The sequence below is a fragment of the Humibacter ginsengiterrae genome (genome assembly GCF_054780115.1).
Genome location: NZ_BAAGWY010000006.1, coordinates 124,898 through 139,867, shown reverse-complemented (window position 1 = coordinate 139,867; position 14,970 = coordinate 124,898). Strand labels below are relative to the sequence as shown.

General features: G+C 67.6%; 12 protein-coding genes. 7 read left to right on the top strand and 5 right to left on the bottom strand.

Annotation, left to right across the window (positions count from 1 at the left end; all coding sequences use genetic code 11):
- Positions 1-31 precede the first annotated feature (31 nt).
- Genes ACYVII_RS09430 through ACYVII_RS09420 form a run of 3 tightly spaced genes read right to left on the bottom strand, consistent with a single transcriptional unit; the run spans position 32 to position 5,327 of the window.
- Complete coding sequence (locus ACYVII_RS09430; RefSeq protein ID WP_460534248.1) at positions 32-2,116, bottom strand: DUF2264 domain-containing protein; 2,085 nt, start codon at positions 2,114-2,116, stop codon at positions 32-34.
- Positions 2,113-3,306: a LacI family DNA-binding transcriptional regulator gene (locus tag ACYVII_RS09425; protein ID WP_460534246.1), complete on the bottom strand. Its 1,194-nt coding sequence runs from the start codon at positions 3,304-3,306 to the stop codon at positions 2,113-2,115. The genes ACYVII_RS09430 and ACYVII_RS09425 overlap by 4 nt, the downstream gene beginning before the upstream one ends.
- The gene (locus ACYVII_RS09420) at positions 3,303-5,327 is read right to left on the bottom strand and encodes a heparinase II/III family protein (protein WP_460534244.1); all 2,025 of its coding nucleotides are present in this window, start codon (positions 5,325-5,327) and stop codon (positions 3,303-3,305) included. The genes ACYVII_RS09425 and ACYVII_RS09420 overlap by 4 nt, the downstream gene beginning before the upstream one ends.
- A gap of 178 nt (positions 5,328-5,505) precedes the next feature.
- Here ACYVII_RS09420 and ACYVII_RS09415 point away from each other — a divergent pair, with 178 nt between their 5' ends.
- From ACYVII_RS09415 to ACYVII_RS09395, 5 genes are all read left to right on the top strand, one after another.
- On the top strand, positions 5,506-6,525 hold the full coding sequence (locus ACYVII_RS09415) for a hydroxyacid dehydrogenase (RefSeq protein ID WP_460534242.1): 1,020 nt from the start codon (positions 5,506-5,508) through the stop codon (positions 6,523-6,525).
- A 61-nt stretch (positions 6,526-6,586) separates the two neighbouring features.
- Positions 6,587-7,873 (top strand): ABC transporter substrate-binding protein, encoded by a 1,287-nt coding sequence (locus ACYVII_RS09410; RefSeq protein WP_460534240.1) that lies wholly within the window; start codon positions 6,587-6,589, stop codon positions 7,871-7,873.
- Between the two features lie 112 nt (positions 7,874-7,985).
- Complete coding sequence (locus tag ACYVII_RS09405) at positions 7,986-8,936, top strand: carbohydrate ABC transporter permease (RefSeq protein ID WP_460534238.1); 951 nt, start codon at positions 7,986-7,988, stop codon at positions 8,934-8,936.
- Positions 8,936-9,847 carry a carbohydrate ABC transporter permease gene (locus ACYVII_RS09400; RefSeq protein WP_460534237.1) on the top strand — a complete coding sequence of 304 codons (912 nt, stop codon included), beginning with the start codon at positions 8,936-8,938 and terminating at the stop codon, positions 9,845-9,847. Before ACYVII_RS09405 ends, ACYVII_RS09400 begins: the two co-directional genes overlap by 1 nt.
- The gene (locus ACYVII_RS09395; protein WP_460534235.1) at positions 9,844-10,572 is read left to right on the top strand and encodes a hypothetical protein; all 729 of its coding nucleotides are present in this window, start codon (positions 9,844-9,846) and stop codon (positions 10,570-10,572) included. The genes ACYVII_RS09400 and ACYVII_RS09395 overlap by 4 nt, the downstream gene beginning before the upstream one ends.
- Positions 10,573-10,753: 181 nt before the next feature.
- On the opposite strand, the gene ACYVII_RS09390 is transcribed toward ACYVII_RS09395, so the two are convergent.
- The gene (locus ACYVII_RS09390; RefSeq protein ID WP_460534233.1) at positions 10,754-11,482 is read right to left on the bottom strand and encodes a TetR/AcrR family transcriptional regulator; all 729 of its coding nucleotides are present in this window, start codon (positions 11,480-11,482) and stop codon (positions 10,754-10,756) included.
- A gap of 83 nt (positions 11,483-11,565) precedes the next feature.
- Between ACYVII_RS09390 and ACYVII_RS09385 the strand changes: the two genes are divergently transcribed.
- The gene (locus tag ACYVII_RS09385; protein ID WP_460534231.1) at positions 11,566-12,435 is read left to right on the top strand and encodes an SDR family oxidoreductase; all 870 of its coding nucleotides are present in this window, start codon (positions 11,566-11,568) and stop codon (positions 12,433-12,435) included.
- Positions 12,436-12,563: 128 nt separating this feature from the next.
- Here ACYVII_RS09385 and ACYVII_RS09380 read toward each other — a convergent pair whose 3' ends face one another.
- Positions 12,564-13,277 carry a ThuA domain-containing protein gene (locus ACYVII_RS09380; protein WP_460534229.1) on the bottom strand — a complete coding sequence of 238 codons (714 nt, stop codon included), beginning with the start codon at positions 13,275-13,277 and terminating at the stop codon, positions 12,564-12,566.
- Positions 13,278-13,594: 317 nt separating this feature from the next.
- On the opposite strand from ACYVII_RS09380, the gene ACYVII_RS09375 reads away from it, so the two are divergent.
- The gene (locus tag ACYVII_RS09375) at positions 13,595-14,890 is read left to right on the top strand and encodes an MFS transporter (RefSeq protein ID WP_460534227.1); all 1,296 of its coding nucleotides are present in this window, start codon (positions 13,595-13,597) and stop codon (positions 14,888-14,890) included.
- The last annotated feature ends 80 nt before the right edge of the window (positions 14,891-14,970 follow it).

The following is a 14,970-nucleotide window of genomic DNA, read 5'->3' as shown; positions in this document are numbered from 1 at the left end:
TCGGCGCCGTCGCGCCCGTCACGGCCGGATGTCAGGGAAGGGCGACGGCGGTCAGGGCGCCGTCCGGCCAGGTGACCTGCAACTCGACGACTTCGCCCGTGTGGACTGCTCGCGCTGTCGGCGCATCGCCGACGCTGCCCCACCCGAGGTAGGAAGCCGCGATCACTGTCTCGCGGGGCCGCACTGCGTCGAACACCAGCCAAGGAACGGCGACGCGGGCGCCGATCGGAGAAGTGCCCTCCTCGACGTGCACGCTCGCCCTTGCGCCGGGTGTCAGCGCGACGAGTTCGGCCACGAGCCCGTCCGATTCGGCACGGGCAGAAGCGCGGCCCGCTGAGGGGCCGCCGTCTCCGCCGCGCTGCGCCACGACACCATCGGTCGCGCCGCCGGCCACGCCTGCATCCGTCCTTCCTGCCGGTTCGTCGCCGCTGATCGGCCAGCCGCTGATCCGCACCGCGACAGGAACGGATGCTCGACCCGCGGCATCCGCGACCGGAGCGGATGCCTGACCCGCGTCATCCGCGACCCGTACCGCGCGCACCTCCCACGCTCCGCGCACCACCGAGGCGGTCTGCAGTGTCGGGCCGTCGGTGGTCACGCCCTCGCGACCCGACCCGTGATCGGGTGCTGTGTCGCCGCTGGAGTCGACCCAGTGCGAGCGGGTGACAGACGTGGCGTACGACGCGACGCCGTCGTCTCCGATCAGGCCGCGCTCGAAGCCGGCGCGGTGTGTTGACCGCCCGTGCTCGTCGAGCGCGCCGGCCGAGTTGTCGACCGGGTCGTCGATCGTGGCGCCGGTGAGCGGCGGCACGGTCGCGTTCGAGTAGCCGTACCGCGCGTAAATCGGCGAGTCGCCCACCGGTTCATTCTTCGCGGCGTGGTCAGCGCCATGGTTGAACAGGCGCACGAGTCCGTCGGATGCCGTCCCGCTGACGATCCAGCCCGCCGGCCCGATGATGCGGCGCGTGTCGGAGCCCTCAACCGGCAGTGGCTCCTCGACCGCCTGCCAGACCGGATGCTCGGCAGGCAGCAGCAGCCCGAGCATCCCCTTGGAGGCCCAGTACGGTGACCCTGGGCCGGAGTAGGTCTGCGCCATTCCCGGCCACTCGCCGAAGTAGCCCATGGTGAGCAGTCCGTCGTCCGAGACGGCGCCGCGCTCGATGAAGGCCTTGAGCACGCCGGATGCCGCCCGCCGGATCGTGCCGAGCGACAAGTTCGTCGCCCCAGTGACGGCGCCCATCCACAATGGGGCTGCGGTCGCGAACCGGTAGATGAGGCTGCGGCCCTGGAAGACGGGCAGCCCGTCGGCGCCGATCAGGTGCACGTAGTCGTCGAGGAACTCGGTGAGACGGCCGCGGAAGACCGGCTCGAGAACACGGGCGCCGAGCTCGGCGGAGCCCTCGGATGCCGCCCACAGCAGCGGGTACACGTGCATGGCCCAGCCGCAGTAGTAGTCGAAGGCACGCAGGCGGCCGTCCGCGTACCATCCGTCGGCGCGATAGTACGACTCGATCGTTGCCAGGTCGTCGGTGACCCGCTCAAGGTCATGGGGGCCGCCGACGGATGCGAGGAACGTTTCGACGGTGAGGCGGAACCACAGCCAGTTGTTGTCGGGGTACCAGCCCTCTGGCGCCTGCGCGAGCCAGTCCACCAGCTGCTGCTTCTCGGGGGGTGAGAACGTGTCCCAGAGCCATGGCCTCGTCAGCTGCAGGGCGAGCGCGACGGATGCCGCCTCCACCTTCGCCTGGTCCTTCTCCCGCGGAGTCGGCCAGCGTTCCGCATTCGCGGGGTCGGTTCCGGCGAGGAGCCCGCGCCGGAACCACGACGTGAAGTCGAGCGGATCGGCGCCGTTCTCGCCTGCGGCGCGGAACGCGTAGAGCAGAAGCGACCGTGCGAATCCTTCGAAGCCATCGCTTTCCGGGCCGTTTGCGCTCGCCCGGCCCGGCAGCGCCACCCGACTGCCGGTTGCCGAGAAGTACGGTCGCAGCGCCAGCAGCAGATGATCGGCGACCGCCGCCCAGTGGTCGCGCGTCCAGCCGGTGTATGGAGAGAGCTTGCGGTTATCTGGTGGCAGGACGAGCGCAGTGGACAAGAGTGCGGGCGCGTCGGATGTCACGCGGTTGCCTCCTCGGGCACAGGGGTCGATGGTGGTTCGGTCGGTTCGTGAGCCGCAGAAGCGGTTGCGTCCGGTTCGGAGTCGTCGGCGCTGAATCGCTGCGACGAGTCGCGCACGTGCAACTCCGCGCTGAGCTTCACGCGGTGCGCGGGCCGGCTGGCTCCGCCCTCGAGGCGCGCGATCAGCAGGTTCACCGCCTCGCGGCCGACGAACTGCTTGGGCGGCCGCACCGCGGTGATGGCCGGGTCGCCGTACCGCGCGACGTCGTCGTCGTAGGCGACCAGGGCCAGGTCGTGAGGCACCCGGATCCCGTGGTCCAGGCAGTGCTGTTCGAGTGCCAGCGCCTGCGGATCCGGAAGCACGATGAGCGCCGTCGTGCCGGTCTTCTCGCAGCGGTCGAGCACGTCGTCCATCTCGCGTTCGCGTCCGGGCGTGTCGAACCGGATGCCGTTCAACTGCACGACATCCGTCGGCAGGCCCAGCGACTTCAGCGCTGAACGCCAACCGCGACGCACATAACGACCGGTGGGGTAGTCGGACTGGGTGAGCAACCCGATGCGCTCGTGCCCGGATTCGTGCAGGTGCCGCACCGCCTCCGCCGCGCCCGTGGCGTGATCGGTCACGACCGATTCGAGCCGGTGCACACCGGCGGCGGAACGGATGCGCCGCTCGGCGAGCACCACGGGCACCGGCAGCGAGTCGAGCCAGCGCAGCATCTCCAGGCCCTCGTCGCCCGACTGGTCGGCGGCGACGATGAGCCCGTGCATGCCCGGCGTGTTCAGCAGAGCCTCGACCTGCTTGCGGTTGTCCCGAACGTCGTAGGTGGATGCCCGCAGCATCAGCCGCGCACGCAACTGCAGCGCCTGCGCCCTCGCGCCGTTCACGATGGGTGGCCAGTAGTAGTCGAGCGACGGGACGACCATGCCGATCGTGTACTTCGTGACGCTCGGATCGTGGCCTGCCAGCCCCGGCGCCAGCGCGGGTTCGATCGAACTGCGCAGCGTCGCGCCGCCGTGCACTCTCGTGACGAGTCCCTGCTGCGCCAGCGCGTTGATGTCGCGCCGGATCGTCAGCTCGCTCACGCCGAGCCGCACGGCGACGTCGCTCACGCTCACCGAGCCGTGCTCGCGGATCTCGTCCATGATGCGTTCGCGCCTCTGCAGCGCGAACAGCTGGTCCCCGCCGCTCATGGCCGCACCTCCTCGACGATGGTGGTCAGAGACCCGGCGGACGCGTCGAGTCGGTACGTCAGCCGTGTCAGGTGCGAGCCCCACGCATCCACCAGCTCAGGGTCGTCCAGCTCCCACACCTCCGCGGTCGGCTCGATGCCCTCCGCCGTGGTGACGCGGATGCTGTGGCCGTCGGCGGTCACCAGAGCCGCCGCGCCATGCACCTCGACCGAACCGGCGGCTATGAGGTGGACATCGCCCGGCGTCGTTTCGTTCAGCTGCCACGCATCCACGATCTCGGTCCGGTCGGCCGAGACCAGCCGGAACGAGCGCGTCCAGCGCTCGCCGTCCGTCAGCGGATACGCCCTAGTGAGATCAAGCTCAAGCTCTGGCCGGCCTTCCTCAGGAGCGCGCACGACAACGGCCCCGAAAGCCGGGCCCTCACCCTGCTCGAGCCCGTGAGGGGCGGGTGCGTTATGCCATCCGCTCTGCATCGCGCGGATGCCGTACCGCTCTGCGCTGAACGTCTGCGCGGTGTACGTCGGCTTGCCGATGTCGATCAGCAGCGGCCGCCCACTGCAGGCGAGGATGAACGATCCCACGTCTTTGTGGTTGTGGTTCTCGTCGTTCGTGCCGCCCTTCGCGGCAAGCGTCAGGCCGGTTGTGTCGCCTTCCACTGCACGGGAGACCCACACCTGCACCGACGGCAGCCACACGCTGGCCGGCAGCGGCGGAGCGGCGGGAACCGCGTCGCGCCACGCGTTGTCGCTCAGCGCTCGCATCAGGCGGGGCAGCCCGCGATCGGCGTATGCGACCGGCCGGCCCGGCCTTCGTCCCCCGCTCGCCCACGCGACCACCTGCTGGTCGCCGAGCCGAGACCCCCAGCGGAACGGCACCTGCCACGGCTCGTGCTCGCCGATGCGCGCTCGTCCGTCCGCGACGTTCACGTACCAGTCGCCGCCGAGCTGCATCCGCATCGGGAACCGCAACGACTCGCCGATCACGGGGAGGGCAAGGGCATCCAGTGCGCCGTCCGTGATGCGCACGACGACGTCGAGCACTTCGAGCATGCGTGCGGCACCCTGCCACCAGTAGCTGACGCCCTCGTCGATCGCGCCATCCTCGGGCAGGCTCGCCACGTAACGGTCGAGCGACTCGAGGGCGCGGCCCACGATACGAGCGAGGCGTTCCACGTCATCGATCAGGAGCACTGCGGCGAGAACGATGTTGCCGAGAATCCACGGGTTCCAGTTGTTCACCTCGCGCCAGTAGCCGAGCCACCAGAGATCGTCCCGCGTCTCGAACGGCCTGAACACGCGGTGCTCCGCCTCGTGCCGGATGCGTTCCCGGATGCCGGGCCAGGCCGCATCCCACCGCTCGCCGAGCACGTGGTCGGCGACGGCGAGCTGGGCGACCACCTCGCCGGCCCAGAGGTCGACGTAGGGCGAGGCGGCATCCGAGATCACGAACCCTCGTCGCGCGTGCGCGTCGTCGTGCGCGGGAAGAGACCACGTGCTGAGCTCGCACATCAGCACGACGCCGTCGGCCGCCTCGTCGAGCCAGGCCGGATCATCCGTGACAGCCGCGGTCACGACGGCCCTGCTGAGGCGGTACATCCGCTCGTCGATCGCCTTCTCGTACTGGCGGCGATCGCCGTCTCGCACGTAGCGGGCGAAGACGGATGCCAGTGCCTGCGGCCAGGGGAGCCCCTGTTCCGCTCGTGCCTGCTCGGTGATCGCTCCGATCGTCGCGCGGTCCATCGCCGTCCACGCCGACCGGTCTGCCGCCGCGGGGATGCCCAGGCGCATGCGCAGCTCATCGGCACCCGCACGACGGAAGGCTTCGGTGAGCGCCGTCGTTTGCATGGCCGCGCCCCACTGCGCGAACAGTGGACCGCGGAACTCGCGGTACTCGATCTCGACCCCTTCGGGAGGAGCGGCATGTGAATTGACGCGCGACGTCGACTCGCCGCCCTTGCCGTTCGCCGTTGGCGCGGCCGGTGTCGTCGAGTCGGTGGGGAGCGTCGTCGGTCGTTCCAGCATCGTCGCTGATCCCTGCTATCTTCCGAGGCTGTTCGTTCGTGTTTGTATGTTGCTGTTCGAGTCTGATCGTCGTGTTTGTTGTCGATCGGGATTGAGTATCTACTGTTGATCGCGACGATGCAATGCGAATCCGTCGCACGCCTCACATCCCGATGAATTCGCTGGAGCCCGTACGAGAATGACCCCAACCCGCAAGCCGGAAGCCCTCGTGGTGATGGCGCGTGACGTGTTCGAGAACCAGTTCGATCTCGAACGCCTGAACAGGCTCCACCTGCTCGCCGACGTTCCCGATCCGGTCTTCACCGCCGACCTCGACGACCCGGCGCTGAACGAGCGGCTCGCTCAGGTCGAAGTCCTTCTCACCGGGTGGGGGGCTCCTCGGCTGACCGCCGAGCGGCTCGACCGCATGCCGAACCTGAAAGCGATGCTGCACTGCGCAGGCACCATCCGCCCGCAGGTCAGCGACGAGTTCTGGCGCCGGGGCATCCGTGCCTCCACTGTCGCCGAGGCGAACTCGGTTCCGGTCGCGGAGTTCACGCTCGCCGCCGTGATCTTCGCGGGCAAGAAGGCACCGTTCATCGCGGCAGATGCCGATGCGCGCCGCGGCAACGGCCTGCGCATCGAGCGCTACGGCGAACTCAGCAACCTCGGTCGCACGATCGGCGTCGTCGGCTTCAGTCGCGTCGGTCGCCGTGTCGTCGATCTGTTGCAGCAGCTCGAGGACGTCACCTGCCTGGTCAGCGATCCCTACGCCGATCCGCTCGAGGTGCAGGCCGCAGGCGCCGAACTCGTCAGCCTCGACGAGCTGCTGCCGCGGGTCGACGTGCTCTCGCTGCACGCGCCCGCGCTGCCCTCGACCCAGAACATGATCGGAGCCGCGGAGCTGGCCGCCCTGCGCGACCACGCGACGCTGGTCAACACCGCTCGAGGCAGCCTCGTCGACACGGTCGCCCTCGAAGCGGCCTGTGCGAGCGGCCGCATCAACGCCATCATCGACGTCACCGAGCCGGAGCCGCTGCCGGCGGATTCGGTGCTGTTCACGCTGCCGAACGTCATGATTACACCGCATATCGCCGGCTCGCTCGGCAGCGAACTGCACCGCATGACAGATGCCGCGCTCGACGAGCTCGAGCGCTATGCAGCGGGCGATCCGCTCGTCGACGAGATCACCAGCGAGGACCTCCAGCTGAGCGCGTGACACCCCAGACGTTCCCTTCACCCCAACACCAGCAATCCCGATAGACAAAGGAGTTCATCTCATGAAACGCTCTCTGATCGCGGTGGGCGCGATCACCGCCGCGCTCGCGCTCGGACTCACCGGATGCGCAGGCACGTCGTCGTCCGCTTCGTCCGCAGGTTCTACAGGCGGCGCGAAGACCACGCTGCGCGTCTCGGTCTGGAACTACGCCCAGACGCCGGAGTTCAAGGCACTGTTCGACGCCTTCGAGAAGGCGAACCCGAACATCACGATCCAGCCGGTCGACATCCTCGCTGCGAACTACGAGGACAAGATCACCACGATGCTCGCCGGTGGCGACACCACCGACATCATCACCGTGAAGAACCTGATCGACTATTCGGGCTACGCGCAGAAGCAGCAGTTCGTCGATGTCAGCAGCATCGCGAAGTCGCTTCCGGCAGACAAGATCCCGGCGCTGTCGAACTATGACTACAACGGGAAGACCTATGCGATCCCGTATCGGCAGGACTTCAACGTTCTCTACTACAACAAGACGATGTTCAAGGATGCCGGGCTGCCCGACCCCTCGAACCTCACCTGGGACCAGTTCGCCGCCGACGCCAAGAAGCTCACCAAGGGCGACGGTGCATCGAAGGTCTACGGCGCCTACATCCACACCTGGAACTCCATGGTGCAGGGCATCGCTGCCGCACAGACCGGCAACAACCCGAACAAGCCGAGCTACGGCTGGATGAAGGACCAGTACAACCTGACGCTGGGCATGCAGAACGCGGGCACGATCATGAACTGGGCCACGGCGAACAGCCAGCAGGTGCAGTACAAGGACGTCTTCGAGAAGCAGCAGGCGGCCATGGTTCCGATGGGGACGTGGTTGATCGCCCCGCTGCTGGCTGACAAGAAGGCCGGGACGACGAACGTCGACTGGGGAATCGCGCCGCTGCCGCAGATCAAGGCGAACGGCAAGATCACCACAGATGGCGGCCCAACGGGCTTCGGCATCAACAAGAACTCGAAGAACATCGCGGCCGCGAAGAAGTTCCTGCAGTTCGCCGTGAGCCCGGCCGGTGCGAAGGCCGTCGTCTCGGTGGGAATCGTTCCCGCGTACCACAGTGCCGACATCACCAAGGCGTACTTCAGCCTCGAAGGCATGCCGCAGGACGCGACCTCGAAGAAGGCGTTCAACCCCGACGTCATCAAGCTGGACGCCCCGGTCGCGGCGAACACCGCAGCGATCAGCACCATCCTGGGCCAGGAGCACCAGCTCATCATGACCGGCAGCAAGTCCGTCGACGACGGCATTGCCGAGATGGAGAGCCGCGTCAAGTCCGAGGTGCTGAACCAGTAGCGCCGACGGCCCCTCGTGCGGCCGCCGCCGGGCAGGATGCCTCCCCGCGGCGGCCGCACCACAGGTCTCGCAGACAGAACGGAGCGGTTCGTTATACGAGCCGAACGACACCATGACGACCATCACCGAACGCCCCGAGGCAGCGACGCCTCGCACACCGCGCGGCGGCGCCTCGCGGAAGACGGCGAGCCGCAGGATGCGCCGCCGCAGCATCCTGATCGGCTGGAGCTTCATCCTGCCGAACTTCGTCGGCTTCGCGCTGTTCACCCTCATCCCCGTGATCGCAGCCTTCGTGCTGGCATTCATGAACTGGGATGCCTACAACCCGCCGACCTTCGCCGGCTTCCACAACTTCGTGCGGCTCTTCGGCGACGACAGTTTCCATGTGGCGCTGGGCAACACGCTGCTCTACGCGCTCGGGCATGTGCCCCTGACACTGGCTATCTCGCTCGGGCTGGCCATCCTGCTGAACCAGAAGCTGCGCGGCATCGCGTTCTTCCGCGTCGCGATCTTCTTCCCCTACATCACCTCGCTCGTCGCGATCGCGATCGTGTGGAACATGCTGTTCGACCCCACGAGCGGCCCGATCAACCAGTTCCTGCACGCGATCGGCATCGCGAACGCGCCGGGCTGGACGTCGAGCACCGCATGGGCGCTACCCGCGGTGATCATCACCAGCGTCTGGCGGGACATGGGCTACTACATGGTGCTGTTCCTCGCCGGACTCCAGGCCATTCCGAACGAGTACTACGAGGCCGCGGAGGTGGACGGCGCCGGTCGGTGGCGCAAGTTCTGGAGCATCACCCTTCCGTCGCTGCGGCCCACCACGTTCCTCGTGCTCGTGCTGCTCAGCGTGTCGAGCTTCAAGGTGTTCGACCTGATCTTCGTGATGACGCAGGGCGGGCCGGGCCGCGCGACCCTCGTGCTCTCCCAGCTCATCTACCAGGACGGCATCATCAACGGTCAATTCGGATACTCGTCCGCGATCTCGCTCGTGCTGTTCCTCATCGTGCTGATCGTGACCGTATTCCAGTTCCGCATCCAGCAGATCAGGGAGCGATGATGTCCACTCTCACCTCAGACCTCGCGCAGGAGCTCGAGACCGGGCGCACGCATCCGTCGGCGCGACCGCAGCGCGGCGGGAGGCGGCGCATCCGCTCCCGTCTCGGTAAGACCGCCATGTACGTGCTGCTGGTCGTGCTGCTCGCGGTGGTGCTGCTGCCGTTCATCTGGATGCTCTCCTCGTCGTTCAAACACGACAACGAGGTGCTCACGGTACCGATCCGCTGGATTCCGGAGACGTTCGTGTGGAGCAACTACGCACACATCTGGACGCAGATCCCGATGGCCGGCTACCTGATGAACTCGGCCATTCTCGCCGTCGTGATCACGTTCCTGCAGGTGCTCACCGGCAGCTTCGCCGCGTACGGGTTCTCGCGCATCCGCTTCCCGGGCCGTGACGCCCTGTTCCTCGCGTACATCGCAACCATCGCCGTGCCATGGCAGGCGTACATGATCCCGCAGTACGTGATGATGCAGAAGGCGGGGCTCACGAACACGTTCACGGCGCTCATCCTGCTGCAGGCGTTCGGCGCGTTCGGTGTGTTCCTGATGCGGCAGTACTACACGACGATCCCCGAGGAACTGAACGAGGCCGCGCGCATCGACGGCCTCAACGACTACGGAATCTGGGCGCGGATCATCCTTCCGCTCTCGAAGCCCGCACTCGCGTCGCTCGCGCTGCTCACGTTCGTGAACACGTGGAACGACTACATGGGCCCGTTCATCTACCTCTCGAGCAACCAGCTGTGGACGGTGCAGATCGGGCTGAGATCGTTCATCGGCCAGTACTCCGCGCAGTACGCCATGATCATGACCGGATCGGTGATCTCGATCATCCCGATCCTGGTCATCTTCCTTGCCGGCCAGCGGTACTTCATCAGCGGCATCGCGACGAGCGGAATGAAAGGATGACCGCCACGGCTCCCGGTGCTTCCCGTGTCCGCGACACCTCGCGTGCGCGCCGTCGGTTCTTCCAGCTCCGTCAGGAGACGATGGAGACGATCTTCGGGTATGCGTACGCGCTGCTCATGGTCGACGTGCTGCTCGTGGTGTTCAACCTGCCGCTGGCAGGGATGCTGTTCGTCACGGTCGACTCGCTGCAGTCGTGGCCGTTCTTCCTGCTGCTCTCCCTGTCGCTCGCACCGTCGCTCGTCGGCGCGTTCGAGGTGTTCCGTGCGATGAAGGACGAGGGGCGTCCGCGCCCGTTCGCCGCGTTCTGGCAGGGGTATCGGCGCCGCGGTGGGGCGGCGTTCTTCGTCGGGCTCGGCACTGCGGTCGTCGTCGCGATCGCGCTGTTCGACGGGACCGCGCTCGCCGGCACCGTGTGGGCGCCGCTGCTCGGGCCGCTGCTGGCCGTGCTCGGCATCGGGTCGGTCGCCGTAGCGCTGTTCGCACTGTCGGGACTGGTGGTCTATCCGTCGGCGTCGCTTCGCGCGCTGGCGAAGGCCGCGCTGTACCTGGCGGTGCGCCGCTGGTACTTCAGCGTCGTCGCGCTCGTGATGGTCGCGCTGATCGGCGCAGCGGTGCTTCTGCAACCGGTGCTGGGGGCGGCACTCGTGCCGGGCATCCTGCTGTACGCCGTGTTCGCGAACGCGCAGTACTCCTTCCACCGCGCCGTGGAGGCCGAGCGCGGCTGAGGCTCGCGCCGTGCCGTGCTGCCTTCAAGCGCGAGCCACCCGCAAACCGTCGAGCCGTTCGAGCTTGCCCCGCGCAGGGCGCGCATCAGCTTGCTTGCCCGATCTGTGGACGACCCTGCCCTGTGCACAACAGCAATGCCCGGATCGTCTGCCCAACGGCCGCTCTCTCACCGAGCCACCCTCAGAATGCCGAGCCACCCCCATAGTTGCGGCTGGATGCGGGTGGCTCGGTGATATGAGGGTGGCTCGGCAGATCTGGGCGAGGGAGCGGACGCTGGGCAACCTGGGCGACCACGACCTGCGGCGGGGCGAGTAGCGACCACAGCGCGTCGATAGCGGCAGTGGACGTGGCGGCGCGCGTGGGCATGGGCTCGGCCGCGGTCAGGGCCCAGCGGTCGATCGTGGTGAGGGATGCGATCGCCCACTCGGACAGCAGGTCGGGCGGCAGATCGGAGCGGACGACGCCCACCGCGCGGCCTCTTTCCAGTGCCGCGCTGATCCACTTCATCGCGCCGGAGCGCACCTCGGCGATGGCGCGCTGAGGCGACACGTCGACCGAGTTGTGGAACATCAGGCCGAGGTTCATCAGCTCGGGTCGAGCCGCTGCCAGCGCCTGGAAGCGGCTGAGCAGCGCGGTCAGCTCAGGGCGGAACGATGCCGCCGACAACGTCCCGAGCGCGGGCACGTGGATCTCGGTGAGAATGGCATCCGCCATCGTGCGCGTGACCCAGTCGTGCAGCGCCGCCTTGTCGGCGAACCGGTGGTAGAACGAGCTCTTCCCCATGCCTGCGCGGCTCAGGATGTCGTTGAGCGAGGCGCCCTCGAAGCCGTCGGCGGCGAACGCCTGGCCGGCGACGACGAGCAGCCGCTGTGATCGGGCGGGGTCGAGTGGGCGGGGTGGACGAGGCATCCGTTTCATCCTAAGGTATTTGTGTACCACGTGGTACACGAATACTGCAGGCGCTGGTGAAGCGCCGGAAGCGCGGGTGATGCATGGGCCAGACCGTGGTGGTGGCCGGAGCGACTGGATACGTCGGGAGGCACGTGGTGCAGGCGCTCGCGGCGCGCGGCCATCGGGTGCGCGCGCTCGTGCGCTCCCGGGAGCGAGCTGAGCAACCGGGCGCGTTCGGGGCGCCATCCCTGGCGGGGCACGTCGACGAGTGGTGTGTCGTCGACTACAGGCATCCGTCGAGCCTCGTCGATGTGACCGACGGCGCGGATCGCCTCGTCTCGGCACTCGGAGTCACGAGGCAGAAGGCGAGTCCGTGGGATGTCGACTACCTCGGCAATCTGCGCCTCCTGGAGGATGCCGAGCGGCACGGGCTGAAGTCGTTCGCCTATGTCAACGTGCTGCACAGCGACTCCGGCACGTCGCTCACGATGCGCTCGAAGTATGCGTTCTCGCAGGCGCTGATTCGGAGTGCGGTCGCGCCGCAGATCGTCAACCCGTCCGGATACTTCTCCGACGTGTCCGACTTCCTCCGGATGGCCCAGCGCGGCATCGGCTTCACCCTCGGCGCCGGCACCGCGAAGATCAATCCGATCCACGGCATAGATCTCGCCGCGTTCATCGTCGAGAAGCTGACCGGCGAGGCCGGGACGTGGGATGTCGGTGGTCCAGACATCCTCAGCTACCGCCAGCTCGAGGAGCTCGTGTTCCGCATCGTGGGACGTAAGCCCCGCATCCTGCGGGTGGGCGATGGTGCGGCTCGCAGCCTCGAGTGGGCGGCGGATCGCGGCTCCCCACGACTGGGGAACCTCACGCGGTTCTTCCTCGAGTCCCTCGCCGTCGACGCGGTGGGCGAGCCGTTCGGGGAACACCGCCTGGAACCGTACCTGAGGTCGCTGCTCACTGCCGGTTGAGCTCGTCGAAACCGGGGACCGTGGGCATGGCATCCGATCTGTACGCGCTGCCGCCGGTCCACCCGCATAGTGCCGAGCCACCCGCGTAGTTGCGGCAGGATGCGGGTGGCTCGCCGAGAAGGGAAGTGCTAGCCGAGCAGCCAGGCCGCGGCGTTGCGCAGGATCGCTAGGTGCTCGGGGAAGTCGTACGATGCGGCGTCGTGCCCGAGCGCGTCGTAGACGACGCGCGCATCCCCATGGCGGTGCGCCCACAGCACCGGATGCCTGCTGCCCTCGAACTCGTGCCAGGCGAGTTGCTGCGAACGCGGTGAGATCCGCAGCTTCGAGTAGCGCTCGTCGTTCACGTCGAAGTCGCGGATGCCGGCGGTGATCGGGTGGGCATCCGTCGCCACCTCGATGTGGGCGAGCGAGTAGGGCGGATGCATGCTGGTGCCGCGCACCCAGATGCCGCCGAGAATGGATTCCCACTCGGGCATATAACCGAAACTGGTGCTTGTCACGTGGAGTGCGAGCACCGGACGACCCCTGCCCACGTGCGCGAGCAGGCCGTCGCGGGTGGCGGCATCCGCATTCGAGGGCGGTTGCGGCTCGCGCTCATCCGAGGCCTCCACCACCGCGCGCTCCTCCGCGGTGCGGCCGGCGCCCACGTTGAGCACGAGAAGGTCGACGTCGTTCGCAGGCTCGGCGAGCGAGGCGAGTCGCACATCCACGTCTTCGGCGACAGTCACCGCGTGGCCGGCTTCACGGAACACGTCCGCGACTCGGGCCGAGGTTTCGGCGAACGGATGCCACGGGTCGGCGTATCGATCGCTTCCGCAGACGACGAGAATGTTCGCGCTCATGGAGTCTCCTGCTCTGCACCGACCTGCTCTGCACCGACCGCTGCTCGACACGAGTCGCTGCGGAACGGCACCGGTGTCTGCGTCCCACTCGCTGCCCAACGGTACCGGTGCGTCCAACCTGCTGCCCGAACCCGTCCGTCGGCGTCAACCGGCTTGCGCGGCTCGCGAGTCAGCCTATGCTAGACCGGCAACCGCTTTCCTGTGCCCTATGCGGGGTTAGACCGGCCGGGGGCTGAGCGCCGCGGACGCACCCTGCGACCTGACGCGCCAGGTGCGAGACGGGAATCGTGAAGCGGCATCCGACGAAGGGACAGAGCATGACGACGGCGTCCGCAGCCACCAGACGACTCACCTCGGACCAGCGCAGCGCGTTCGCCGCGTCGCTGCTCGGCTGGATGATGGATGCCTTCGACTACTTCATCGTCGTGCTCGTGTACGCGGACATCGCCGCCGAGTTCCACGTGACGCTGGAGCAGATCGCATTCCTCACCACGATCACGCTCGTCATGCGTCCGGTCGGCGCGTACCTCTTCGGGCTCTGGGCCGACCGCGTCGGGCGGCGCATCCCGTTGATCGTCGACGTGTGCTTCTACTCGCTCGTCGGATTCCTCTGCGCGTTCGCACCGAACTTCACGGTGCTGTTCATCCTGCGGCTGCTCTACGGCATCGGCATGGGTGGCGAGTGGGGCCTGGGCGCCGCGCTCACGATGGAGAAGGTGCCGCGCGAGCGTCGCGGGTTCTTCTCGGGCATCCTGCAGGCTGGATACTCGGCCGGATACCTGCTGGCCGCTCTCGCCTTCTTGCTGGTGCACTCGGCCCTCGGCCTGAACTGGCGCTGGCTGTTCGTGCTCAGCATCGTTCCCGCGCTGATCAGCCTGATCATCCGCACGCGGGTGAAGGAGTCGGAGGTGTGGGAGACGACCCGCGACCGCATGCAGAAGAAGAACACGTCGATCAAGGCCGTGTTCTTCAACGCCAAGGTGGTCCGCCGCTTCGTGTACCTCGTGCTGCTCATGGCGGCCTTCAACTGGATGTCGCACGGCACGCAAGACATCTACCCGACGTTCCTGAAGTCCACCGGGAACGGCGGCGCGGGCCTCGACGCGGCGACGGCGGGCTGGATCGCCGTCGTCTACAACATCGGCGCCATCGTCGGATGCATCGCGCTCGGCTCGCTCTCGGACCGCTGGGGACGCAAGGCCACGATCATCCTCGGCGCGGCACTCACCCTGCCGATCATCCCGATCTTCGCGTTCTCGCACACCGCCGGGCTGCTGTGCCTGGGATCCGCACTCATCCAGTTCACGACGCAGGGCGCATGGGGCGCCATTCCGGCGCACCTGAACGAGATGTCGCCGAACGCGATCCGCGGGTTCTACCCGGGCGTGACGTATCAGCTCGGCAATGTGATCGCGGCGTTCAATCTGCCCATCCAACAGTCGCTGGCCGCGCACATCGGCTACCCGTGGGCGATGACCATCACGGTGGCCGGCGCGGCGATCGCGGTCATCCTGCTCACGGCGTTCGGCACGCACGCGAAGGGTGTCGACTTCAACGCCGAGGAACCGGATGCCGTGGCCGCGGGCGCTGCGGTACGCCCCGCCGAAGCCTGAGCCGCGCTCGCCGACAGCCTGAGTCGCGCTCGTCCACAGCCTGAGCCGCGCTCGTCGACAGCCTGAGCACGATCGGAGAA